This window comes from Bifidobacterium mellis (assembly GCF_000967265.1).
GTDB lineage: Bacteria > Actinomycetota > Actinomycetes > Actinomycetales > Bifidobacteriaceae > Bombiscardovia > Bombiscardovia mellis.
In genome coordinates this window covers 886,510-910,725 of sequence record NZ_KQ033885.1, presented here as the reverse complement: position 1 = coordinate 910,725, position 24,216 = coordinate 886,510, and the positions used below count along the sequence as shown (strand labels likewise).

Annotated in this window: 20 protein-coding genes and 4 tRNA genes; 19 read left to right on the top strand and 5 right to left on the bottom strand. The window is 64.3% G+C overall.

The annotated features are described in order from the left end of the window. Window positions 1–37 precede the first annotated feature (37 nt). Together hrcA and dnaJ are read left to right on the top strand one after the other, a co-directional pair. On the top strand, window positions 38–1,111 hold the full coding sequence (gene hrcA / locus JF70_RS04045; RefSeq protein WP_156149589.1) for a heat-inducible transcriptional repressor HrcA: 1,074 nt from the start codon (window positions 38–40) through the stop codon (window positions 1,109–1,111). 84 nt (window positions 1,112–1,195) lie between these two features. Then, window positions 1,196–2,332: a molecular chaperone DnaJ gene (dnaJ, locus tag JF70_RS04040; RefSeq protein WP_045935376.1), complete on the top strand. Its 1,137-nt coding sequence runs from the start codon at window positions 1,196–1,198 to the stop codon at window positions 2,330–2,332. A 10-nt stretch (window positions 2,333–2,342) separates the two neighbouring features. Here the strand turns inward: dnaJ and JF70_RS04035 are convergent, their stop codons facing one another. After that, entirely contained in the window at window positions 2,343–3,137 is a 795-nt protein-coding gene (locus JF70_RS04035; RefSeq protein WP_045936113.1) for a fructosamine kinase family protein, read from the bottom strand. A gap of 145 nt (window positions 3,138–3,282) precedes the next feature. Between JF70_RS04035 and JF70_RS04030 the strand changes: the two genes are divergently transcribed. The 3 genes from JF70_RS04030 (at window position 3,283) to JF70_RS04020 (ending at window position 9,112) form a co-directional block, all read left to right on the top strand. Next, on the top strand, window positions 3,283–4,158 hold the full coding sequence (locus JF70_RS04030; RefSeq protein WP_045935375.1) for an undecaprenyl-diphosphate phosphatase: 876 nt from the start codon (window positions 3,283–3,285) through the stop codon (window positions 4,156–4,158). 184 nt (window positions 4,159–4,342) lie between these two features. Beyond that, complete coding sequence (locus JF70_RS08515; RefSeq protein ID WP_082069385.1) at window positions 4,343–7,705, top strand: RCC1 domain-containing protein; 3,363 nt, start codon at window positions 4,343–4,345, stop codon at window positions 7,703–7,705. 753 nt (window positions 7,706–8,458) lie between these two features. Next, window positions 8,459–9,112, top strand: coding sequence for a helix-turn-helix transcriptional regulator (locus tag JF70_RS04020; RefSeq protein ID WP_045935374.1), 654 nt, complete (start codon window positions 8,459–8,461; stop codon window positions 9,110–9,112). A 601-nt stretch (window positions 9,113–9,713) separates the two neighbouring features. Here JF70_RS04020 and JF70_RS04015 read toward each other — a convergent pair. The 4 genes from JF70_RS04015 to JF70_RS04000 all read right to left on the bottom strand — a co-directional run bounded on the left by JF70_RS04015 (window position 9,714) and on the right by JF70_RS04000 (window position 10,083). Further along, window positions 9,714–9,786: transfer RNA gene (locus JF70_RS04015), tRNA-Val, on the bottom strand. A gap of 31 nt (window positions 9,787–9,817) precedes the next feature. Beyond that, window positions 9,818–9,889: transfer RNA gene (locus tag JF70_RS04010), tRNA-Val, on the bottom strand. A gap of 23 nt (window positions 9,890–9,912) precedes the next feature. After that, window positions 9,913–9,983: transfer RNA gene (locus tag JF70_RS04005), tRNA-Cys, on the bottom strand. 27 nt (window positions 9,984–10,010) lie between these two features. Further along, window positions 10,011–10,083: transfer RNA gene (locus JF70_RS04000), tRNA-Gly, on the bottom strand. Window positions 10,084–10,245: 162 nt separating this feature from the next. Here JF70_RS04000 and JF70_RS03995 point away from each other — a divergent pair. From JF70_RS03995 to JF70_RS03930, 14 genes are all read left to right on the top strand, one after another. Next, complete coding sequence (locus tag JF70_RS03995) at window positions 10,246–11,076, top strand: PAC2 family protein (protein WP_045924425.1); 831 nt, start codon at window positions 10,246–10,248, stop codon at window positions 11,074–11,076. A gap of 76 nt (window positions 11,077–11,152) precedes the next feature. Next, window positions 11,153–13,198: a threonine--tRNA ligase gene (gene thrS, locus JF70_RS03990; RefSeq protein WP_045935373.1), complete on the top strand. Its 2,046-nt coding sequence runs from the start codon at window positions 11,153–11,155 to the stop codon at window positions 13,196–13,198. A gap of 3 nt (window positions 13,199–13,201) precedes the next feature. Then, the gene (gene pgsA, locus JF70_RS03985) at window positions 13,202–13,876 is read left to right on the top strand and encodes a phosphatidylinositol phosphate synthase (protein ID WP_045935372.1); all 675 of its coding nucleotides are present in this window, start codon (window positions 13,202–13,204) and stop codon (window positions 13,874–13,876) included. A gap of 4 nt (window positions 13,877–13,880) precedes the next feature. Next, complete coding sequence (locus JF70_RS03980) at window positions 13,881–14,891, top strand: phosphatidylinositol mannoside acyltransferase (protein WP_045935371.1); 1,011 nt, start codon at window positions 13,881–13,883, stop codon at window positions 14,889–14,891. Further along, window positions 14,866–16,152 carry a glycosyltransferase family 4 protein gene (locus tag JF70_RS03975; RefSeq protein WP_045935370.1) on the top strand — a complete coding sequence of 429 codons (1,287 nt, stop codon included), beginning with the start codon at window positions 14,866–14,868 and terminating at the stop codon, window positions 16,150–16,152. Before JF70_RS03980 ends, JF70_RS03975 begins: the two co-directional genes overlap by 26 nt. Before the next feature lie 61 nt (window positions 16,153–16,213). Beyond that, window positions 16,214–16,969 (top strand): YebC/PmpR family DNA-binding transcriptional regulator, encoded by a 756-nt coding sequence (locus tag JF70_RS03970; protein WP_045935369.1) that lies wholly within the window; start codon window positions 16,214–16,216, stop codon window positions 16,967–16,969. 4 nt (window positions 16,970–16,973) lie between these two features. Beyond that, a complete protein-coding gene (gene ruvC / locus JF70_RS03965; protein ID WP_045935368.1) occupies window positions 16,974–17,555 on the top strand; it encodes a crossover junction endodeoxyribonuclease RuvC in 582 nt (193 codons plus the stop codon). 42 nt (window positions 17,556–17,597) lie between these two features. Then, a complete protein-coding gene (gene ruvA, locus JF70_RS03960) occupies window positions 17,598–18,209 on the top strand; it encodes a Holliday junction branch migration protein RuvA (RefSeq protein ID WP_045935367.1) in 612 nt (203 codons plus the stop codon). A 3-nt stretch (window positions 18,210–18,212) separates the two neighbouring features. After that, a complete protein-coding gene (gene ruvB / locus JF70_RS03955; RefSeq protein ID WP_045935366.1) occupies window positions 18,213–19,289 on the top strand; it encodes a Holliday junction branch migration DNA helicase RuvB in 1,077 nt (358 codons plus the stop codon). A gap of 66 nt (window positions 19,290–19,355) precedes the next feature. Then, on the top strand, window positions 19,356–19,943 hold the full coding sequence (locus JF70_RS08720) for a preprotein translocase subunit YajC (protein WP_082069384.1): 588 nt from the start codon (window positions 19,356–19,358) through the stop codon (window positions 19,941–19,943). A 108-nt stretch (window positions 19,944–20,051) separates the two neighbouring features. Continuing rightward, entirely contained in the window at window positions 20,052–20,636 is a 585-nt protein-coding gene (locus tag JF70_RS03945) for an adenine phosphoribosyltransferase (protein WP_045936110.1), read from the top strand. 22 nt (window positions 20,637–20,658) lie between these two features. Further along, window positions 20,659–21,873: an ADP-forming succinate--CoA ligase subunit beta gene (gene sucC, locus JF70_RS03940; protein WP_045935365.1), complete on the top strand. Its 1,215-nt coding sequence runs from the start codon at window positions 20,659–20,661 to the stop codon at window positions 21,871–21,873. Beyond that, window positions 21,870–22,793: a succinate--CoA ligase subunit alpha gene (sucD, locus tag JF70_RS03935; protein WP_045935364.1), complete on the top strand. Its 924-nt coding sequence runs from the start codon at window positions 21,870–21,872 to the stop codon at window positions 22,791–22,793. Before sucC ends, sucD begins: the two co-directional genes overlap by 4 nt. Beyond that, entirely contained in the window at window positions 22,790–24,166 is a 1,377-nt protein-coding gene (locus JF70_RS03930; RefSeq protein ID WP_052690732.1) for a cell division protein PerM, read from the top strand. Before sucD ends, JF70_RS03930 begins: the two co-directional genes overlap by 4 nt. Window positions 24,167–24,216: the final 50 nt, after the last annotated feature.

The following is a 24,216-nucleotide window of genomic DNA, read 5'->3' as shown; positions in this document are numbered from 1 at the left end:
GAGTGCTAATAATGAAACCATGACGGAAGGAGCGACATTGCCTAATACCAGACGCATGCTGGTGCTGCGCGCGGTCGTCGAGGACTATATTCGTTCTCGCGAGCCGGTAGGGTCGGGTTCGCTCACCAGAAATCATCAGCTTGGAGTCAGCTCCGCCACCGTGCGCAACGACATGGCGGCCCTGGAGAGCGAGGGCTACCTGGTCCAGCCCCACACCTCGGCCGGCCGCATCCCCACCCAGAAGGGCTACCGTTACTTTGTCGACAGGCTGGCCACCATCGTGCCCCTGTCCGCCGCCCAGCGCCGGGGGATCAACGCCTTCCTGTCCGGGTCGGTCAACCTTGAGGACACCCTCCAGCACGCCGCCCGTCTTCTGGCCCAGATCACGGGGCAGATCGCCGTAGTGGCCTCGCCCTCCCTGGCCAGCTCGAACCTGCGCCGGGCCGAGCTTATAGGACTGAGCCGGGGGACCGTACTTATGGTGGTCATCACCGACACCGGCCGGGTGGTCCAGCGCACCCTGCACGGGCCCCTGCAGGAGGACCCGAACGCCCTGGCGGACCTGTCCGACCAGATCAACAGACAGTGCCAGGACCTGCCCCTGGACCGCGCCGCCGACCGCTGCCGCATGCTGGCCGACTCCCTGACCGAAGGCCGTGACAAATCCATGCTGCGCCTGGTGGCCACGATCTTCGACGAGATGGCCACACGGGAGCAGACCAGCGGCCTCTACATGGCCGGCACCTCCCAGCTGACCCACAGCCAGGCCGTCTCCCTGGGGGACCTGGGCTCGCTGCTGGATGCCCTGGAGGAGCAGGTGGTGCTCATGCGGCTCATGCGGGCCCAGAGCGAACTCTCGCGCGAGAGCAACGGGGTCAGCGTGGCCATCGGCACCGAGACACGGACCCCGGAACTGGCCCACGCCTCGGTGGTGACCAGCGGATACGGGCATGCCCGGTCCAGGCAGACCGACGGCTCCGAAGCCGACGAGCCCGTGGCCTTCGTGGGCTCCATCGGCCCGACCCATATGGACTATCCGGCGACCATGAGCGCGGTTCGTGCCGTGGCCTCCTATCTGACCGGTTTTCTGGCCGGCGGCGGGGAGCCGTGAGCGTCAAGGCAGCGACATAAGTCATAGGTATCGTGGGCCCATGCAACTATGGGTCGAGAGGGCATCAAACGAAAAGGATGATCGGTGGCAGATTACTACGAGGTTTTGGGAGTCGAGCGCGGCGCGAGCGATCAGGACATCAAGCGTGCCTATCGCAAGATGAGCCGCAAGTACCACCCGGACATCGCCGGGCCTGAATACGAGGACAAGTTCAAAGAGGTCAACAGCGCCTACGAGGTGCTCTCCGACCCTGAGAAGCGGCGCATGTACGACGCGGGCGTGGACCCCAACGACCCGCAGGCCTCCCAGGGAGGCAGCCCCTTCGACATGGGCGACGTCTTCAACCAGTTCTTCGGCGGCGGCTTCGGGGGCACCGCCCAGGGGCCCATTCCGCGCACCCAGCCCGGCCGGGACGCCCTGGCCCAGGTCTCCGTGGACATGAAGACCGCCATCTTCGGCGGCGTGGTGCGCACCCCCATCAGCACCTACGGCCTCTGCCAGGAGTGCGGCGGCTCGGGGGCCCAGAAGGGGACCTCGCCGGTGACCTGCCCGGTCTGCAACGGCAAGGGCTATGCCCAGAAGGTGGTGCGGACCCTGCTGGGGCAGATGATGAGCCAGGCACCCTGCGAGCGGTGCGAGGGCCACGGCACCATCATCGAGCACCCCTGCCCGGTCTGCAACGGCCACGGCCGTGTGCGCACCCGGCGCGAGGTGGGCGTCAACGTGCCCGCTGGCGTGGCTGACGGCTCCCGCCTGCGGCTGGCCTCCCAGGGCGAGGTGGGCGAGGGCGGCGGTGCCGCCGGCGACCTGTATGTGGACATCACCATCAAGCCCGACAAGCACTACACCCGCAGCGGCCAGGACCTGCACTGCTGGATCGCCGTGCCCATGACCTGGGCCGTGCTGGGCCACCAGGTTGACCTGGAGACCTTCGACGGCCAGCGTCAGGTGGACATCCCCGCCGGCTGCCAGCCCGACCAGGAGATCACCATCAAGGGCCTGGGCGTCACCAGACTGGGCAACCGGGAGGAGCGCGGCGACATCATTGTCCACGTGCTGGTCCAGATCCCCACCAAGCTGGACGACGATCAGCGCCGCCTGATTGAGGACTTCGCCAACAGCCACGACTCCGAAGCCAAGCAGGTCCCGCAGAGCGCCAAGCCTGCCGGAGTCGGGGGCCGCAAGGGGATCTTCGGCAAGCTCAAGGACATCTTCAGCTGAGTCGGCTGGCTCAGCCCAGCAGCGACCGGCACATGTCCCGGTACTCGCTCACATAGCCGCCGCCGAAGAAGGCGCAGTGCCCGGCGATGGCGTAGAGCTGCCAGAGCGTGGTCCGGTTCTGGTAGCCGGCCGCCAGGGGATGCACGCTCTGGTAGCCGTCCAGAATCTGCCCCAGGTAGGGGATGCCGAACAGCTGCAGCATGGCCAGGTCCTCCTCGCGGTGGCCGCCGTGGGCCGCAGGGTCGATCAGGACGGCCTGGGTGTTCCCGTCGTTCCTGGTCCACATGACGTTCCCGCTCCACAGGTCCCCGTGGACCCGGGCGGGCTTATCATTGGCGGCCGCGCCCAGCAGCTCCGGCAGGGCCTGGATCACCTCTTCGGTCATCTTCATGTCCTCACGGTTCAGCGCCCGCCGATCCATGGCCATGCCCACCATGGGCTCCAGCCGTCCCTTGGCCCAGTAGGTGGCCGGGTCGTCCCAGGCACCCACGTCCATGGGCAGCGGATCCTGCAGGGGTCCGAAGTAGCAGGTGCCCGTGTAGCCCTCGGGCGCGGAGCCGAAGTGGTCGGCCCCGGCATCATGCATGTGGGCCAGCTGGGCGCCGAAGCGGTAGGCCGCGCCAGGCGTGGGGGAGGCGGAGGCCACCTCCTCGATGTCCAGGTAGTCCGGGCCCCAGTCGTAGACGTCCACCACCCGGGGACCGCCCTGCGCCTGGGCCTGGCCCAGCCATTGCAGCCCGCGCCCCTCGCACTCGAAGAATCCCGCCGGGGCCCCGCCCCTGGATTTTCTGTAGGTCTTGGCCATGATGATCCACACCCCTATTCGTCGAGTCGTCGATTCCGACAAGACCCATTGTGGGCATTCTGCGAGACATGCCCGGCCCCTGGCTCTGCCTGCCCTGCGCGGTGGCTATGCTTGCCATTGTTGTCCGACATAGCAAGAGGGGTCCATGAATTTCTTCGAAGCCATTCTGTTCGGCCTGGTGCAGGCCCTGACGGAGTATTTCCCCGTCTCATCCAGCGCCCATATCCGCATCGTGGGCGGCCTGCTGGGCCAGGACCCGGGCGCGGCCTTCACAGCCATCATCCAATTCGGCACCGAGCTGGCGGTCCTGCTCTACTTCCGGCATGACATTGCCCGCATACTGACCCACTGGTTCCGCTGCCTGGCCGGCAAGGACGGCTCCTCCTGGCGTGAGCGGATGGGCTCCAAGGACCATGACGCGGCCCTGGGCTGGTACATCATTCTGGGAACACTGCCCATCGTGGTGGCTGGCCTGCTCTTCCAGAAGATCATCGAGACCAAGCTGCGCAACCTCTGGATCACCGTAGTGGTGCTGATCGTCTTCGGCCTGCTGCTGGACTACTTCGACCGCCACGGCCGCCAGAACAAGGAGATCCGCCAGATGAGCGCCCGCGACGCCCTGCTCTTCGGCATCGGGCAGATGCTTGCCCTGATCCCCGGCGTATCCCGGTCGGGCGGCACCATGACCTTCGGCCGCGCCCTGGGCTACACCCGCGAGTCCGCCACCCGGGTCAGCTTCCTCATGGCCATCCCCGCCGTCTTCGGCGCCGGCATCCTCGAGACGGTAAAATCCTTGAAAAACATCAACGCGGACGCCGCCTTCCCAGGCTGGGGGGCCACCATCTGCGCCACCGTGGTCAGCTTCCTGCTGGGATACATCGTCATCATCGCCTTTTTGAAGATCGTCTCGCGCTTCTCCTACCGGGGATTCGTCATCTACCGGATCGGCCTGGCCGTCTTCGTGGCCATCATGCTTATGGTCGGCGCCCTGCCCGCGGTAGGGGGCGTGGCGGCCAGCTGAGCCTGGGTGAATTGCCGGGGGATTCGACGCTCATATGGCCCCGTGATAGGATTTGCTCATGCGCTGCCCATGGTTGCGGGGGACTGGGTCAGCCAAGCGTTTGAATCCTTTGGGGAGGTTTGTTGTGGTTTCGTCGTCGACGTCTGCCGATTCTCGTACGCATAGGTTTGGCCTGCGGTCGCTCATGTCAGCATTGGTGCTGATACCCCTGCTGCTGACCGGCATGGCCACCGGCACCGTCTTCGCCTCCGGCTCAGATGTCAACGGGGGGGGGGGTCGTTATACCGCTCAGGTAGATAACGGTTCCCTGAGCGATCTACAACCGACCAGTCTGCCTTCCCCGTCGCCGCTGACGACGTCATCTGTTTCTTCTTCCCCTGTTCAAACCCCGACAGGTTCTTCCCAATCCCTTGGAATCTCGCCATCCAGCTCTTATTCACCTACTGGGACCCAGTCTGCTGCTGATGCTCATACTGTGGTGTTCGACCCTGCCGATGGAAGCAAAGCGGAACATGTAACTGTGCCGGATGGCGCTTTGGTTTCGCCGCCTGCTGATAATCCGAAGCGCGACGGCTACCGTTTTAACGGCTGGTCCGAGCATGACAGGATCATGGATTTCCGCACCCCGATCACCAGGGACATCACCTTGAAGGCCAAGTGGACCCCGGTGACTGACTGGGCGCTCAGCCCCGACCATGGTCCGGCTTCCGGCGGCACCAGCATCACCATCACACCCCCGAGTGCGGACTCACCCTCGTTCAGCACATTGGAAGCCCATGACGACAAGCTGATCGGCGTGACCGGCGATGGCCGCCTGTACATCTGGACATCAAACGCTGAAATGCCTGTTCAGGTGCCATCGCCTCAGGGCGAACCCGGTGACGTGCGATTCATAACTGGGATAGTTGGCCATGACGGCTTTGCGGCCTTGAGCAGGGACCACCGCATCTACACCTGGAGCAAAGGCGGGGATACGCCTGCCCTGCTTGACGCAGATTCCACGACGTACACCAGCATTGCCATGGCTTCTGGCCAGCTCATAGCAGTGAATCAGGATGGCCGTATACGCACATGGACCAGCATGGGGAAGCCGACAGAAAAGGCCATAAGTCTGCCCAAGCAGGCCCCAGCAATCACGGTGGCTGGCAATGCTGATCGCCTGCTCGCCATGGATAGCAAGGGCAGAATCTGGACTTGGAAGCCGGATGCCATTGATACCGCTCAGATTCAACTCGTCAAGGTTGCTCACCGAATTGTTCAGATATCAGCCACGGATCATGGCTTTGTGCTTCTGGACTTTACCGGCCAGACCAGTTATCTGGACAACGGACAAACCCAGCCAGAATTGCTGATTGTGCCCGACCATTCTGCCGTCGCAGCAATAAGCAGTGACGCTACACAAGCAGCGTTGGTTGATTCCAATGGTCTTGTCTGGGCCTGGAAGCCCGGCGAAACCCCCAAGCGTGCGGATGACGGGAGCCAGCAGTACGTGCAGGCTGCAAGCATCGGCGGCGGGATCGCCGCCATCAGCAGGCAGGGCAGCCTGTACAGGTGGAGCCTGGACGGGCAAGGCAACCCCGGCAAACCCGATAGGCTCGACACCACGCAGGCGCCCATCCTGGAATCAGCCAGCCTGGACGGCCAGCCTCTCAATCTCAGCAAGACCGGCAGCTCCTGGCGGGCTGAAGCTCCCGCCCGCAAGCCGGGACAAGCCGCCATCCTCATCATGGGCAGGCAGGACGGGCAGCCTTTCGCCAGGAGCCTTGCGTACACGGTCGACCAGCCGCCGGCACGAGCTGCGGAGCCAAGATCCGCGTTCACGGTCCGCTTCGACACGGGCGGCGGAAACCCGAAACCAGCGGACCAGACTGTCCTTTCCCCGTACGGCAGGGTCAAGCGCCCCTCCCCCGACCCGTCGCGGGAAGGCTTCCTGTTCGACGGATGGTTCACCGGCGAGGTCGCCTACGATTTCAGCAGGCCCGTCGGCAAGGACCTGACCCTGGCCGCCCACTGGACGCCGGCAGGCCGGAACAGCAGGTGGAGCATCAGCCCCGATAAGGGCAGCCAGCTGGGCAGGGAACCCGCCACCATCACCCCGCCCGACAGCGCCAGCCGGGGCATCAGATTCAACCAGATAAGCGGAGGAAAAAACTCCGGCTCTGGTTTTTCCTTGGCGGTGGGCAGCGACGGGAACGCCTACGCCTGGGGATTCAACTACTATGGCCAGCTCGGCGACGGGACGAGAGACGACAAGCATGCGCCGGTCATGGTGAGGACGCCCGACCGGAAGGCGTACCCGGACCTGCCAGCGGACTTCACCTACCTGCAGGTCAGCGCCGGAGGCATTCATTCGCTGGCCGTGGGCAGCGACGGCAACGCCTACGCCTGGGGATACAACGGCAGTGGCCAGCTCGGCGACGGGACAAGCACCGAGCGGCATGCGCCGGTCATGGTGAGGACGCCCGACCGCAGCACGTATCCGGACCTGCCAGCGGACTTCACCTACCTGCAGGTCAGCGCCGGAGGCTCTCATTCGCTGGCCGTGGGCAGCGACGGCAACGCCTACGCCTGGGGATACAACTACTTTGGCCAGCTCGGCGACGGGACAACCAGCGACCGGCATGCGCCGGTCAGGGTGAAGACGCCCGACCGCAAGACCTACCCGGATCTGCCAGCGGACTTCACCTACCTGCAGGTCAGCGCCGGATACCAGCATTCGCTGGCCCTGGGCAGCGACGGCAACGTTTACGCCTGGGGATACAACGGCAATGGCCAGCTCGGCGACGGGACAAGCATCGACCGGTACACGCCGGTCAGGGTGAAGACGCCCGACCGCAACACGTACCCGGATCTGCCAGCGGACTTCACCTACCTGCAGGTCAGCGCCGGATTTGATCATTCCCTGGCCGTGGGCAGCGACGGGAACGCCTGGGCATGGGGATGCAATTTGTATGGCCAGTTCGGCAACAACAGCAGCGGCTCCACTTTTAATCCTGTTCCTGCGCGCGTGCGCGACCCCGCCAGCCCCGGGGACGCGAGCAAAGGACTGCAAGCCGCACAGGTCAGCGCCGGATACCATGATTCCCTGGCCGTGGGCAGCGACGGCAACGCCTGGGCCTGGGGACGCAACGAGTATGGCCAGCTCGGCAACGACAGCATCCCCACAGGGGAATATAACAGTAAAGCTCAGAGCCCTGTTCCTGTGCCGGTGTCGTTCAACCTGGCTCTGGTGATCACCGGCGTCAGGTTCGACCAGACCACCGTATCAGGGCTGACGCGCGGCGACGGCAATAGTGTCAGCGTGTTCACGCCCGCACACCAGCCGGGCACGGTCACCGTCAGCGTGGATTACACGCTGGGCGGCGCACCCCAAAAGCCCGACACCTCCCTCAGGTACACGTACCTGCCTGCAGGCGTGCTCCCCAAGGCAGGCGGGGAGGGCATCCTGCTCGCCCTGGCCACGGGCATGACCGGCATGGGCGGGGTCCTCGCCTCGCGCCGCCACCGGAAGGAACAACACCAACTATCACATGCTTCGCACGAGTAAGAGCGGCCGGGCGGCGTATCAATCCCCCCGCCCCCGGCCCATATAGGGGGAGCAGGGAGGAAACGTGTCAATCAAGGCTCAAACCCCAAGAGAGCCCGACACTTCCCTCCCGCGCCCCCACCACACTTCTGCAGGCGGAAGCCGAGGGCAGGCATGCACGCCCCCGCCTCCGCCTGGGAGAGGAGGAAACACGGCCGGGCAGGCCAGGAGGCTCAACAGCCACCAGCCGGCCCGGCCGCTGTTTATCCATTCAGACATGTGTCGTATCAACTTGTTTAATTTCTTTGACAAAGTGGCCTTTAGATCCAACCGATCCCAAAATACGTGACCAGACTCACATTGTTCATGCACTTTGTCCTAGGCGCGCTACAGGTACGTATCCTCAGCTTCTGAATCACTCGGTTCCCCATGATTACCAGGTTTCCGCTCTCATCCCGTCCTGCAGGATAGGTGGGAAGCGGCTTCGCTACAACGCTGCGTCCGTTACGACTGGCCGGGTTTGCGAAAAGCAAGATTCAGCCGCTTTCGTGCGCTACCATGAAAACTCCTTCGGCACTTCGGCTCTCCTGCGGCCTCAATAGGCCGTATGTAACGGACTGAAGTGCGCAAAAGAAGGTCTAATATACGGGATTAGAGGAGGCCGATTAGCTGGTATGGAGGTGATGGACCATATCACGCCATCCAATGCCTTTCGCTTCCCGCAGCACCAACCGGTGGCTACAAGCCGCCCTGTTAGGATGTTGAGGATCAGCCATGCATTTCACAGTAGACAACCTTGAAGAGGTATTTCCCCTGGCAGAATTCATAGCCGATTCCTTCGGTCCCATGGCCGAGATTGTGGTGCATGACATCACCCGCCCGGAGAATTCCATCGTCTTCATCCGCAACGGGCAGCTATCCGGACGCTCCCTGGGCGACGGGGTTACGGACCAGACGCTCCAACTGGCCATACGGGCCGACCAGGACGGGGCCGACTTCGTCTCCGACTACCGGGGGCGCCGCCTGAACAAGCATGAGTTCCGCGTCTCCTCCTACCTGATCCGCAACCAGGAGCAGACCGTCATTGGCCTGCTCTGCATCAGTATCAACATCACCGAGCTGCAGCAGGCCGCCCATGTGCTGCAGACCCTGTCCTCGATTGACTCCGACGATGTGCAGATCTCCACGGAGACCTCGCGCAGCCACGTGAGCGAGGAGCCTGCGGAGAACATCCGTAGGATCACCAGGGATGAGGTCCGCCAGTTCAACATCCCCATGGACAAGCTGACCAAGCAGGACAGGCTGGACATCATCCGCAACATCAAGGACCGGGGCATCTTCCTCATCAAGGGCGCGGTGGGCATCGTCGCTCCCGAGCTCAAGATTTCGATTCCCACCCTTTACCGGTACCTGCAGGCCCTCAAATAGGGCCTGAAAAGTAAAACCTCCGGCGGCAGGAGAGGGGGGTATATTTCTGTGCCGCCGGAGGAGCTTTACACCGCGGCCGCCGCCATTGGCGACAACCGGAACGTGGTCACACATACAGACCACGCAAGTATTTCATAGGTAAAACAGGGAGACCACAGTTTCCTCAAGCTGCGGTGCATTGCAGATTCAGCCAGGCTAGTTACGTGCCCTCATTGGCCTAGGCCTTTCTTCATGCTATCACCTCTTCAAGGATGCATCAGGTACTCCCGTTTCTGGCAGGTCCCCCGACCTGTTGCTAAGAGCAAATTATCACAAGGTCCCGGACATGCTCAACACTCCGTTCGCTATCTGCCATGACAACCGGCATAGCAAGCGGCAGCTGGTGCGCAATTCAGCCGATACGACCAATGCAGGAGAGCCTGAAAAGTAAACCTGGTTTGTATTGGTAACAATAATTTATTACCTGAATTCCAGCTGGAGGAATAATTAGTCGGGGATCATTAGGAATACGATCACTGAAAATTGAGAAGATTTGCAGGCATCAATTACTGACTGAAAACTGTCTCTAGATGGAAAATAGGGGAGAAGTGGAAAATCCAGGTGGGCGATGCAGGAATCGAACCTGCGACCCCTTCGGTGTGAACGAAGTGCGCTAGCCGCTGCGCCAATCGCCCGGATTGGGAAAGACCACCGAAGTGATCCTCGTGGGCGATACTGGATTCGAACCAGTGACCCCTTCCGTGTCAGGGAAGTGCGCTACCTCTGCGCCAACCGCCCGGGTCATTCTCGTTTCGAGAGAGAGGTGGGTACGAGAGTCGAACTCGTCTATACGGCTTTGCAGGCCGCTGCCTAACCGCTTGGCTAACCCACCGTATTGGTTAAACTGCTCGAAACCTCGAGCGGGCAACGGGACTCGGACCCGCGGTCTCGACCTTGGCAAGGTCGCGCTTTACCAACTAAGCTATGCCCGCACATTCAACTTTCACCGTGGTGGTGACTGCCGAAGCACGTTGCACTACTGTAGCGTAGACCTCCGCACTTGGCAAAAAGCGCGTGTCGCCGCGTCATAGAGCCACCCTCCGCTGATGGCAAAGCCGCGAAATACAAGGCTTCCTACCGGTAGGGTGATAGGTATGAGTGAAGAAGCCAGGCAGCACTGCACCATGGTGGCCGCCTTCGATGGCTGGAACGATGCGTGCTCAGCCTCGACCAACGTCATCCGCCACCTCTTGAACGTCTACGAGTCCCACGAGATCGGCAGCATTCCGGGCGACGGGTTCTACGACTACCAGATGTCACGGCCCATGCTCTGCCATGTGCAGGGTCGGCGGCGGATCATCTGGCCCTCCGCCAAGATCTACCGGGTGCGGATTGATGACACCCACACCCTGCTGCTGGAGATGGGCCCGGAGCCCAACTACCACTGGAGCGACTTCTGCCGGCGCAGCATCCACTGGGCCGAAGACGACGAGGCGGAGGCCATCATCACCCTGGGCGCCATGTTCGCCGACTGCCCCCACACCAGGCCCCTGCCCATCGACGACCTGGCCGGCGACCAGCCCAAGACCGACACCGACGGCCATTCCGGCCCCATAGGCATCCCCACCGTTCTGGATGCCCTGGCCACCCAAGACGGCTACAGCACCGAGTCCATCTGGGTCTCCGTTCCCCAGTACCTGGGCAGCGACGAGTGCGCCCAGGGCACCCTGCAGCTGCTGCAAAGGCTCTCGGCCATGCTCGGCGTCCACCTTGACGAGGGGGAGCTGCCCCGCAAGGCCGCCGAGTGGAAGGCCCAGGCCGGAATGCTGCTGCGCTGCAACGACGACCTGGCCAACTACGTCCACCGTCTGGAGATGGACGTCGACCAGGCCCAGGTGGACGAGCCGGCCGCCGAAGAGCTGGTCCGGGAAGCCGAGGATTATCTGCGCTCCATGGGCAACAAAGGCCCCTCCTTGTCTGAGTGACGACCTAGGCTGTGGCTCGATAACCATGTCCAGCCTGCACCCTGTAACGCGGGCTCCGATAGCAAGGACGGCATTCATGACACAGTCGAGCATCTCCATCATCGTCAAGGGCGAACGGAAGGAGGTGGCGGCGGATCAGACTGGCGTCCAGCTTTTTGCTGACGACAAGGACATCATCGCTGTCGACCTCAACGGGCAGCCACGCGACCTCTACACACCCCTGCACGAGGGCGACAAGGTCGAGCCCATCACCCTGGAGAGCGACCAGGGACTGGCCATCATGCGGCACTCGGCCACCCACGTCATGGCCCAGGCCGTCCAGGAGATCCGCCCGGACGCCAAGCTGGGCATCGGCCCGGTCATCAAGGACGGCTTCTACTACGACTTCGACGTGGACAAGCCCTTCACCCCCGACGACCTCAAGCAGATCGAACAGCGGATGAAGCGGATCATCAAGTCCTCCCAGAGCTTCCGCCGGCGCGTGGTCACCGAAGAGGAGGCCCGCAAGGAGGAGGCCGACCAGCCCTACAAGCTGGAGCTGATCGGGGCCAAGGAGGCCGAGATCAACAGCGAGGAGGCCACCGAGGTGGCCACCGGCGGCGAGCTGACCATGTATGACAATCTGGACCGCGAGGGCAACACGGTCTGGAAGGACCTCTGCCGGGGCCCCCACCTGCCCAACACCCGCTACATCCGCAGCTTCAAGCTCATGCGCACGGCTGCCGCCTACTGGCGCGGGGACGAGAAGAACCCCATGCTCCAGCGCATCTACGGCACCGCCTGGGCCAACAAGGACGACATGAAGGCCTACACTGCCCGTCTGGAGGAGGCCGCCCGCCGCGACCACCGCAAGCTGGGCGCCGAGATGGACCTCTTCTCCTTCCCGGACGAGATCGGGCCCGGGCTGCCCGTCTTCCACCCCAAGGGCGCGGCCATCATCAACGCCATGGAGGACTACTCCCGCCAGATGCACCGGCGCAACGGCTACTCCTTCGTGCAGACCCCGCACATCACCAAGGGCCACCTCTACGAGATTTCAGGCCACCTGCAGTGGTACAAGGACGGCATGTACCCGCCCATGCACCTGGACGAGGAGAAGGACGCCAACGGCAAGGTGACCCGCCAGGGCTTCGACTACTACCTGAAGCCCATGAACTGCCCCATGCACAACCTGATCTTCAAGTCCCGCCAGCGCTCCTACAAGGAGCTGCCCCTGCGGCTGTTCGAGTTCGGCACCGTCTACCGCTACGAGAAGTCCGGCGAGGTCCACGGCCTGACCCGCGTGCGCGGCCTGACCCAGGACGACTCCCACATCTACTGCACCAGGGACCAGATGAAGGGGGAGCTGACCAACCTGCTCCAGTTCGTGCTCAAGGTGTTGAAGGACTTCGGCCTCAACGACTTCTATCTGGAGCTGTCCACCAAGGATCCCAACAAGTTCGTCGGCTCCGACGAGGTCTGGGAGGAGGCCACCAACACCCTGGCCGAGGTGGCCAAGGACTCCGGGCTGGAGCTGGTCGACGACCCCGAGGGCGCTGCCTTCTACGGGCCCAAGATCTCCGTGCAGGCCCGGGATGCCATCGGGCGCACCTGGCAGGTCTCCACCATTCAGCTGGACTTCAACCTGCCCGAGCGCTTCCAGCTGGAGTACATCGCCGCCGACGGCTCCCGCCAGCGGCCGGTCATGATCCACCGGGCCCTCTTCGGCTCCATCGAGCGCTTCTTCGCCATCCTGCTGGAGCACTACGCCGGCGCCTTCCCGGCCTGGCTGGCCCCCGTCCAGGTGCAGGCCGTGCCCGTGGCCGACGAGTTCGCCCCCCACCTGGAGCACCTGCTGGACCAGCTGCGCGACGACATGGTCCGCTGCGAGATCGACCGCTCCGACGACCGCTTCGGCAAGAAGATCCGCAACGCGGCCAAGTCCAAGGCCCCCTTCATCCTGATCGCCGGTGAGGAGGATGTCTCCAAGAACGCGGTCTCCTTCCGCTTCCGCGACGGCAGCCAGCTCAACGGGGTGCCCGTGGAGCAGGCCCGCGCCTGGATCAACGAGGCCATCAAGGTCCGCGCCCAGATCAACTCGGCAGACGACTTCCGAGCGAACACCTCCTGCAGTCAGGACTGACCGATGTTCGAGCATCTACGGCGCCCCTGGAAGCGCATCATCGCCCCCATCGCCCGCGGCCTGGTTCGTCTGGGCGTGAGCGCCAACGGTGTCACCATCAGCGGAGCCGTAGGCACCACCCTGGTAGCCATCGCGACCGGGTTCACCGGCTGGCTCCTGCCCGGGGCCATCGTCCTGGCCATCCTGGTGGCCTTCGACTCCCTGGATGGTTCCGTGGCCGCGCTGACCGGCGGTGGCACCCAGTTCGGGGGCTTCCTGGACTCCACCCTTGACCGGATAGCCGACTGGGCCGTCCTGACCGGGGTCATCATCTACCTGCGGCGCCACGAGCTGGCCTGGGTGGCCGATGGCAGCCACCAAAGTCCCGACATCTGGGCACAGGTGGGCATGGCTGCAGCCCTCTTCGCCATCATGACCTCCTTCGTCACCTCCTACGCCCGGGCCCGGGCCGAGGCCGAGGGCTTCGAGGCCAAGAATGGCATCGCCACCAGATCGGACCGGCTGGTCATCATCCTGGTGGGCATGGCCCTGACGGGAGCCGGGCTGCCCCTGGCCGTGCTCAGCTGCTTCCTGGTCCTGCTGGCCCTGCTGGGCATCGTCACCGTCTGGCAGCGGATCAGCCACGTCGCCAAGGACATGAGCCGCAACCCGCAGCCCGCCAACCCCAACCACGAGTGAGCCTATGCCGGACCGACTGCTCATCTTTCTGGCGCAGCATGCGCGTCTGGTGCCCGAGGGGCTGCTGCGCGGCCTATTCCTGGCGGCGGCCGACCTTTGCTGGCTGTTTCGGATAGGCGGTGTCAGACAGCTGGAGCGCAACCTGGCCCATGTCATGCCAGAGGCCGACCGTCGCAGCATGCGGCGCACCTCGCGCCAGGGCATGCGCTCCTACTTCGTCTACTTCGTCGAGGCCCTGACCGTGGGAGCCCGCACCAAGGAGCAGCTGCTGGCACGCATACACGGCGGCGGCAGCGCCTACCCGGATCCGGCCAAGAGCGACATCGGCCTGCGATCCCTGCCCATCGGCATGGGCCACCAGGGCAACTGGGACTACGCGGGATTCTGGGCCTGCTCCACTGTCGGCCAGGTCACCACGGTGGCCGAGCGGCTGAGAGACCAGGGCATGCTGAACACCTTTGCAGACATCCGTCGCCGCCTGGGCATGAACATCCTGCTGACCGGCGAGCCGGACATCACCGGCCGTCTGACGACCCTGCTGCGGAAGCCTGGCCAGGTGGTGCCCCTGCTGGCCGACCGCGACCTGAGCCGCCGAGGCGTCTTCGTCAAGGCCTTCGACTCCTGGATTCGCGTGGCCGCAGGTCCTGCCGTCATCGCCTTGGATGCCCGTCTGCCCCTATATACCGTGAACATGCACAGGGAAAGGCTGACGGGGGAGCGCCGACGGCAGGCAAAGGCCCCCTACGGCTATGTCTGCCAGGTGGACGGGCCCATCGCCATCGAGCCCTACCTGGACATGCCCCGGGAGCAGGCCATCAAGGACCTGACCCAGGCCTGGGTGGACCAGTGGGCCCAGGGCATTCGCGAGCATCCCGAGGACTGGCACATGCTCCAGCCGATTTTCCTTGAGGATCTGGATCTATCCCGGATGCACGACCTGCCGGACTTCATCCTGGCCCAGGCATCCGAGAACAAGGGAGGTGACGGGCATGAAGGCACCCGAACAAAGGCCTGAGCGGGAGCCGGAGCGGGCCGCCATCAAGGCTCCTCTGCGGGTGGGGATCATCTCGCCCTACTCCTTCGAGACCCCGGGCGGCGTCCAACTGCACATCCGCGACTTCGCCAGGCATCTTATGGACCGCGGCCACCAGGTGCAGGTTCTGGCCCCGGGCCGACGCACCCAGGACATGCCCCTCTGGGTGCAGACCACCGGCTCCTCCTTCTCCATTCCCTACAACGGATCGGTGGCCAACCTGAGCTACTTCGGCGTGGCCGGCCACAAGACCCGGCAGTGGGTCAGGCAGGGCCACTTCGACATCCTGCACCTGCACGAGCCCGAGGTGCCCTCCCTGAGCCACAAGCCCCTGCGGCCAGGATTCATTCCCTGCCCCTATGTGGCCACCTTCCATGCGGCCTTCGATACGACCCCGCTGGCCCTGAGGCTGACCAGGCGCTACCTGCGCCGATACCTGGCCAACATCAGCCAGGCCATCTTCGTCAGCCCCTCGGCCATGCAGAACGCCCAGAACCTGCTGGAGCCGGGCATACCCAGCCAGATCATCCCCAACGGCATTGAAACCAGAGCCCTGCGCAATGCCCGACCGCGCCCGGAATGGCAGGGGAGCGAGCGGGAGCCCACCATCGGATTCCTGGGACGGATGAAGGAGGAGCGCAAGGGGTTCAGGATTCTGGCCCAGGCCGCACCTGCCATTCTTCGGCGGGTGCCCGGAGCACGCTTCCTGTGTGCAGGTGACGGCCAGGGGGAGGCCCGGGAAATACTCGAAGCCGTCGATCCCGGACTGGCCCGGCACTTCACCTTCCTGGGACGGATCAGCGACGAGGACAAGGCCTCCTTCTACCACAGCCTTGGCCTGTATGTGGCTCCGCAGACCGGGGGAGAGAGCTTTGGCATTGTGCTGGTCGAGGCCATGGCGGCGGGCTGCCCGGTGGTGGCCTCGGACCTGCCCGCCTTCGAGGATGTCTCCCAGAACGGGCGCAGCGCACGCCTGTTCTCCAACGCAGACCCCGAGGACTGCGCCCGGGTGGTCCTGGGTCTGCTGGACGACCGACCTGCCCGCCTGGACCTGGCCTCGTGCGGAATGCGTCGTGCCAGCGACTACGACTGGGAGCGGGTCACCGACCAGGTTCTGGATGTCTACGCCCGGGCCCTGGCAGCCCGGCCCGATCATCGCCGTGGCCTGCTGGGCAGACTGGTAGGCCGGAAGGCTGGTTCTCTTTACGATGAAGCCCCCACGAAAGGGCCTGAAAACCAGTAAAATTGTCGAAGAGCGGAACTAGAATTCCATTCGTTTACGCATTCGTACCGTCAGGAGACATATGTCAGGGCATTCGAAGTGGGCGACCACCAAGCACAAGAAAGCAGCCATCGACGCCAAGCGTGGCAAGCTCTTCGCCAAGCTGATCAAGAACATCGAGATCGCTGCCCGCACCGGCGGCGGTGACCCCGACGGCAACCCCACCCTCTACGACGCCATCGTCAAGGCCAAGAAGTCCTCCGTGCCCGCAGACAACATCACCAGGGCCGTCAAGCGCGGCTCGGGCGAGGAGGCCGGAGCGGCCAACTACGAGAGCATCGTCTACGAGGGCTACGCTCCCGCAGGCGTGGGCATCATCATCGAATGCCTGACCGACAACCGCAACCGCGCGGCCGCCGAGGTCCGTTCCACCCTGACCAAGGGCGGCGGCTCCCTGGCCCAGAACGGCTCGGTCAGCTTCAACTTCGAGCGCAAGGGCCAGATCATCGTCCCTTCGGAGGGCCTGGACTACGATACGGTCTTCGAGAAGGCCGCCGAGGCCGGTGCCGAGGACGTGCAGGACAACGGCGAGAGCTACACCGTGCTGACTGCCCCCGGCGACATGGTCAACGTCCGCAAGGCCCTGCAGGACGCGGGCATGGACTACGACTCCGCCGATCTGGTCCTCAACCCCAAGAGTGAGGTCACCCTGGACCTGGACTCCGCCCGCAAGGTCTCCAAGCTGATCGACAACCTGGACGACCTGGACGACGTGCAGGAGATCTACAGCAACTGGACCGCCCCCGACGAGGTCATGGCCCAGTTGGACGACGAGTGACCCCATGATCGTTCTCGGCGTCGACCCGGGGCTCACCCGATGCGGCGTCGGCGTCATTGAAGCCGGTGCATCGCGCCGGCTTTCCTTTGTTCATGTGGACGTCGTGCGCTCAGACCCCGAACAGAGCCAGGACCTGCGGCTGCTGACCATCTACCAGGGGCTGACGGCCGCCCTGGACCGTTTCAGCCCCGACGTGGTGTCCATCGAGCGGGTCTTTGCCCAGTCCAACCACAACACCGTGCTGGGAACCGCCCAGGCGGCGGGGCTGGCCATGCTGGGGGCGGCGCAGCGGGGGATTCCCGTGGCCCTGCATACCCCTACCGAGGCCAAGATGGCTGTGACCGGCAATGGCCAGGCCGACAAGATCCAGGTGCAGCGGATGGTGGCCCGCATTCTTGGGCTCAACCAGCTGCCCAAGCCCGCCGATGCAGCCGACGCTCTTGCCCAGGCCATCTGCCATGCCCTACGGCCTGCCGGGGCCATCCAGGGCGGGGAACGCGAGGAGCATCTGACCCAGGCCCAACGCCAGTGGGCCGAAGCCTCTGCAAAGTACGGCAAGCATCGGGGAGTCCAGCGAGACATGTAAGCTGATTCGAACAGACGTTCGATTCCATCGAGGGGTGATCAAGTGCTGGCAATGCTGACCGGGCGGGTGGCCGCCATCGAAACGGGCTCCGCCGTCATCGATGTTTCGGGGGTGGGTTTCGAGGTGCGCATGCCCCAGTCGGACCTGGCCTCCATGCATGCCGAGTCCACGGTCACCGTCTACACCGCCCTGTCCCTGACACAGGACGCGCTGACCCTCTATGGGTTCCTCAGCCGCACGTCGAAATCCCTCTTCGCCCAGTTGCAGAAGGTCAGCGGCATCGGACCCCGCGTGGCCCTGTCCATACTCGCCACCCTGAACTCTGACCAGCTTGCCCAGGCCGTGGCAGACGGCGACGCTGCGGCCCTGTCCCGGGCGCCCGGCCTGGGCAAGAAGGGCGCTCAGAAGATCATCCTCGAACTCTCCGGCAAGCTGGATCTGGATGCCGGCACGGGCAGACAGGGACCCGCCCAGACCGACGACGGCGCCCACCAGGTGGTCGAGGGACTGATCTCCCTGGGCTGGCTGCAGCGTGATGCCGAGCAGGCCGTGGAGCAGACCTGCAGCGAGGGCGGCTACACCCTGCCCCTGCAGTCAACCGACATTCCCAAGGTGCTCAAGCAGGCCCTGACCCGGCTGGACAGGGGGCGCTGACCCATGGCTGACAAGCAGATGACCACCGGGTACATCGATACCCAGAATGGCGACGCCCAGGAGGAATCCCTGCGGATGGTCTCGGCCCGGCCCATCGAAGGCGAGCCGGTCAGCGACGAGGAGCTGCGTCCGGAAACCCTGGACGGATTCATCGGACAGCCCCGGCTCAAGGCCCAGCTGGGCCTCTTCCTGAAGGCCGCCAAGAAGCGGGATGTGGCCCCGGATCACATCCTTCTGGCAGGCCCTCCAGGCCTGGGCAAGACCACCCTGGCCATGATCGTCGCCCACGAGCTGGAGGTGCCCATCCGTGTCACCTCGGGGCCGGCTGTCCAGCATGCCGGCGACCTGGCCTCCATCCTGAGCTCCCTGGAGGCCGGCGAGGTGCTCTTCATCGACGAGATCCACCGCCTGCCCAGAGCAGCCGAAGAGCTGCTTTACATCGCCATGGAGGACTTCCGCGTGGATGTCATGGTGGGCAAGGGCCCCGGAGCATCCTCCATTCCGCTGACCCTGCCCAGGTTCACGGTCATCGGCGCCACCACCCGTGAGGGCATGCTGCCCTCGCCCCTTCGGGCCCGTTTCGGCTTCACCGCCCACCTGGACTTCTACCCGGAGGATGAGCTGGAGAAGCTGGTCGAGCGGTCGGCCAAGGTCCTGGGCATCGTCCTGCAGGATGACGCAGCTCACCAGCTGGCCCTGCGCTCCCGTGGCACGCCCAGGATCGCCAACCGCCTGTTGCGTCGTGTGCGCGACTGGGCCATAGTCCACGATCTTGACCAGGTCGGCCCTGATGACGTCAAGCAGGCCCTGTCCCTCTACCAGATCGACTCCGAGGGGCTGGACCGTCTGGATCTGGCCGTCCTCAAGGCCATCGTGAACAGTTTCGACGGCGGACCAGTGGGCCTGAACAACCTGGCCGCCATGGTGGGCGAGGAGGCCGAGACGGTCGAGACGGTCTGTGAGCCCTACCTGGTGCGTGAGGGCTTCCTGGTACGCACCCCGAAGGGGCGAGTGGCCACCTCCAAGGCCTGGGAGCACCTGGGCCGCAAACCGCCCGAGGATGTCATGAAGCTGTTCTAGACTGGGGTCTTCGCAGCAATGCATATCGCCGTTTGATACCCGCCGAAACAAGGAGTGGAAACAGCCATGGGATCCATGATTTTCATGATCGTCATCATCGCCCTGATGATCGCCATGATGTGGGGAAGCTCCCGCAAGAGCAAGCAGCAGCAGGCCGCCGTCCAGGACTTCCGCCAGTCCCTGCAGCCCGGTGACGAGGTCGCCACCACCACTGGTCTTCTGGGCAAGGTGGTCTCCGTGGACCTGGAGAAGGAGCAGGTGGTCATCGACTCCGAGGGTTCGCAGTCCCGCTGGCGCATCCAGGCCATCACCAAGCCTCCCATCGTCCCGGCCTACGTCCACGACGACGAGGTTGACGAAAACGGCAACCCCCTGCCCGAGCAGGTCGAGGGCCAGTCCGAGGATGCGGACGCCCCCGCCGAGGTCACCGCCGCCGACGATACCGCCACACAGAACTTTGCCGCCTCCGAAGGCAAGGATGATGCACAATCCAAGTCGTCGGATTCCGAACCGGAGCAGGAAGACGAATCAGACAAGGCCAGGACTGCTGAGAAGTCCGATGACGCTGCAGACTCGGAGGCATCCAAGGATTCCGACGCCTCTGAAGAGTCCGACACCTCCGAGGCTCCGGATTCGACTTCCACCAAGTCCTGAACCTCATACGCGCGCCACACCTTCCGTCAGGCTGACTCCGAACGGAAACGCGGCGCGCGTATGATGGCCCCGGCAACCACTTCCAAGGAGCAAAACAGAAAGAAGATCATGGCTCAATCGGACGATATCAAGGTTGGAGAACTTAAGCAGGTGGGCGATGATGACGCCGCTTATCTGATCTCATTGATCCGTACCATTCCGGACTTTCCCAAGAAGGGGATCCTTTTCAGGGACTTCATCCCGGCCATGTCGGATCCCAGGGGATTGGCCATCATCCTCGACGCCATGAAGCGCACCCTGCCCGTCAAGCCGGAGGACTTCGACCTGGTAGCCGGGCTTGAGGCACGCGGCTTTCTGATCGGCCCCCAGCTGGCCACCGATCTGGGCAAGGGCTTCCTGCCCATGCGCAAGGCCGGCAAGCTCCCCGAGCCCACCTACAGCCAGGAGTACGCCCTTGAATACGGCAACGCCCGTATCGAAATCGAGCGGGGCTCCCTGCGACCTGGCCAGCGGGTCCTGATTGTCGACGACCTGATCGCCACAGGCGGTTCCGCCCAGGCAGCGGCACGTCTGGTGGAACAGGCCGGGGGCCAGGTGGCTGGTTTCAGCTTCGTCATGGAACTCAACGGTCTGGACGGCCGCAAGGCCCTGGGTGCCTACCCGGTCACCTGCCTGATGAACATGCCCGCCTGAGCACGATTGGGGGACCTTCACCATGGATTTGTACGAATACCAGGCCAGGCAGCTGCTCGCTGAACATGGCATCTCCCAACCCAGGGCCGTCTATGCCTCAACCGCAGAAGAGGCCGGCCAGGCAGCCGACGTCATCGGTTACCCCTGCATGATCAAGGGCCAGGCCACCATTGGCCATAGGGGACAGGCCGGAGCAGTCAAGCGAGCCGAGAATCACGATCAGGCCGTAGCCCTGGCCGAGGCCATCCTGCCCATGAACATCGACGGCCATCCGGTCAGCGGGATCCTGGTCACCGAGGCACGCAACATCCTGCACGAGTACTACCTGTCCATTTCGGTGGACCGCACCTCCCGGGACTATGATGTCCTGGCCACGGCCAGCGGCGGCACCGAGGTGGAGACCATCGCCCGCGAGCATCCCGAATCGGTCCGGCGCCTGCACATCGGCCCCCTGGAGGATTTCGACAGGCAGGCCGCCCGCACCATGGCCGAGCGCATCGGCTTCTACCATGCGGATCTGGAGCAGGCCGCACAGATTCTTCTGGGCATGTGGCACACCTTTCAGGACAGCGATGCAACCCTGGTCGAGATCAACCCCCTGGCCAAGGTGGGCGACCCGGACGACGAGGCCACCAAGCACCTGGACGCCCTCGATGCCAAGATCTCCCTGGACGGGAACGCGGCCTTCCGGCACGACGGCTGGAAGCGCTTCACGGACCCGGCCCAGGTGGACCCGCTGGAAGCCAAGGCCAAGGCCGCAGGCCTGCACTACGTCCATCTGGACGGCCAGGTGGGCGTCATCGGCAACGGTGCAGGACTGGTCATGAGCTCCCTGGATGCCGTGGCTGGGTCAGGACGCCGCCAGGGCGTTCCTGTTGGACCCGCGAACTTCCTTGACATCGGCGGCGGCGCCTCGCCCGAGGTCATGCGCACCAGCCTGGACGTGGTCCTCTCCGACCCCAAGGTCCGTTCGGTCATGGTCAATGTCTATGGAGGCATCACCTCCTGCCAGCAGGTGGCCCAGGGCATCCTGGCCGCCGTGGACGCTGCGGACGGGCAAGACCATAACGACGACCGGCCCATAGTGGTCCGCTTCGACGGCAATGAGGCTGCCGAGGGACTGGACCTGCTGGCCAAGGCCCAAGAGCCTCGGCTCAAGGTGGCCCGCACCATGGAGGAGGCGGCGGACCAGGCCGTGGCCCTGGCCGCTCAGGCAGGAAAGGAGACGGGACGATGACCCTCTTCGTTGAAGACGGCGCCCCCGTCATGGTTCAGGGCATGACCGGTCACCAGGGCATGGTCCACACGGCCCGCATGATGGCGGCAGGCACCAACATCCAGGCTGGGGTCAACGCCCGCAAGGCCGGAATGACGGTGGACTTCGACGGTCCTGACGGCCAGACCCGTCATGTGCCCGTATATGCCGACTGCTCAGCAGCGCGCCAGGCGACCGGAGCCCGCACCTCCGTGGTCTTCGTCCCGCCCAGATTCGCCAAGGACGCCATGGTCGAGGCCATCGAGGCCGGCATCACGCTGATCGTGGTCATCACCGAGGGCATTCCCGTTGCCGATACCGCCTACTGCGTGGCCCTGGCCAGGGAACGCGGCTGCCACATCGTCGGCCCCAACTGCCCGGGACTGATGACCATGTCCGACCGGCCCAACGGCGTCGGCGTGGACCTGGGCATCATCCCGCAGGGCATCGCCGGTCGCGGCCCTCTAGGACTGGTCTCCAAGTCGGGCACCCTGACCTATCAGCTCATGGGGGAGTTGTCCTCCATCGGCTTCACCGCCTGCCTGGGCATCGGCGGCGACCCCATTGTGGGCACCACCATGCTGGAGGCCCTGCAGGCCTTCAACCGCGATCCCGAAACCAAGGCCTGCGTCATGATCGGCGAGATCGGCGGCTCGGCCGAACAGGAGGCCGCCCGCTGGGCCTCCACCCACATGACCAAGCCCATCGTGGCCTATATCGCCGGCTTCACCGCTCCGGAGGGCAAGCAGATGGGCCACGCCGGAGCCATCATCTCGGGCGGCAAGGGCACGGCTGCAGACAAGAAGGAAGTGCTTGAGTCCGTCGGCATCCAGGTGGGCACTACACCCGGCGAGACCGCCCGGCTGACCCGCGACCTGCTGCGGGAGCATGCCATCATATGACCGGCAGGGTGAAAGTATGGCTCCGGGGGGCCCTAGAGGCCTTCCTGGCCATGCTTATCTACACTGTCGCCCTAGGCGCCTGCATGGCCCTGCTCCTGCTCATCATCTCCATCGAGGAGGGCGGGCCATCACTGTCCATGGCCACTGTGGCCCTGACGGAAACCATCACCCTGCTCACCCAAGGCTGCGGGTTTACAGCCGGGGCCCTGACCCTGACCATCATCCCCTTACTGCTGACCGGCCTGCTGATTTGGGTGATCCGCACCCTGGTCGGCCGCATGGGCATGTCCATCGGCGGCTGCATTGCCGGCCTGGTCGTCTGGGTGCTGTGCAACCTGATTCTCATGCAGGGCAGCCAGACCATGCAGGTCGACACCACCCCGGTCATCCTTTTGCGGACCAGCCTGGTCTTCCTGTTGGGTTATGGCTGGGCCTGGGTCCGCTCCGAACCATTCCGCCAGGCTTTTGCCAAAGCAATCAAAAAGGTTCTGCCGGTCCAGGTCCGCAGGACCATCCGGCTTGGCCTCACGGCCGGCTTGATTCTTCTGGCCGCCATGCTGGCCGCCGGCCTGGTCGCCCTGATCGTCTGGATCGCCCTCTATCACGGAGACGTGGGCCGCCTGTTCAAACTGACACGTATGGGCACCGCCTCGGCTGTGACGACCAGCCTGGCGTCCCTGGCCTGGCTGCCCAATCTGATTATCTGGGCTGCCTCCTGGATCTTCGGAAACGGTTTCAACATCGGCAGTCTGGCCACCTTCACCCTCTGGTCAGGCCATGCCTCAAGTCTGCCCTCGCTGCCCCTCTTTGGACTTTTCCCAGAGCCTGTCTCCCGGCAGGAGGTTCGTCTGCTCCTGCTCAACCTGCTCCTGCTGGCCGGAGTGGTCGCCGGCATTCTGTTGCTGACCGGGCCATGGGGGGTCAGGATTCACGCTGCCGTGCGCCAAGCAGGGCTGAAATCCCGAGACACCGCAGTCTGCTTCCTTATGGCAACCCTGGCCATGGTCCTGGCCTGGCTGGTAACCCTGCTCGGCCTTGCCCTGCTTTTCCAGCTCTCCAACGGTGCCCTGGGCCGCCAGCGACTGGCCGGAGTGGGCGTGCCCATAGCCTCCTCCCTGCGCATGATCGGAACCTCCCTGGGGGTCGGCCTGCTGGGAGTATGGCTGCTGGCTCTCGTCACCGCCGCCCTGATCATCATCAAGGACGTCCTGATTGACTATCTGCGCCAGGCAGGCGACAAAAAGACTTCCGCCCAGGCGGAAAACAAGGGAAAAAACAATCAATCACGCGGTCAGGAGGGAAAGGAGCCCAAGGCAACCGACCGAGCAGACACACCACGACAGGTCTCGTCCACCCGCAGACCAGGCAAGTAGGTCCGAAGGTGGCGGGGCGCCTCGGCATTCAAGCATAGGAGTAGGAGTTT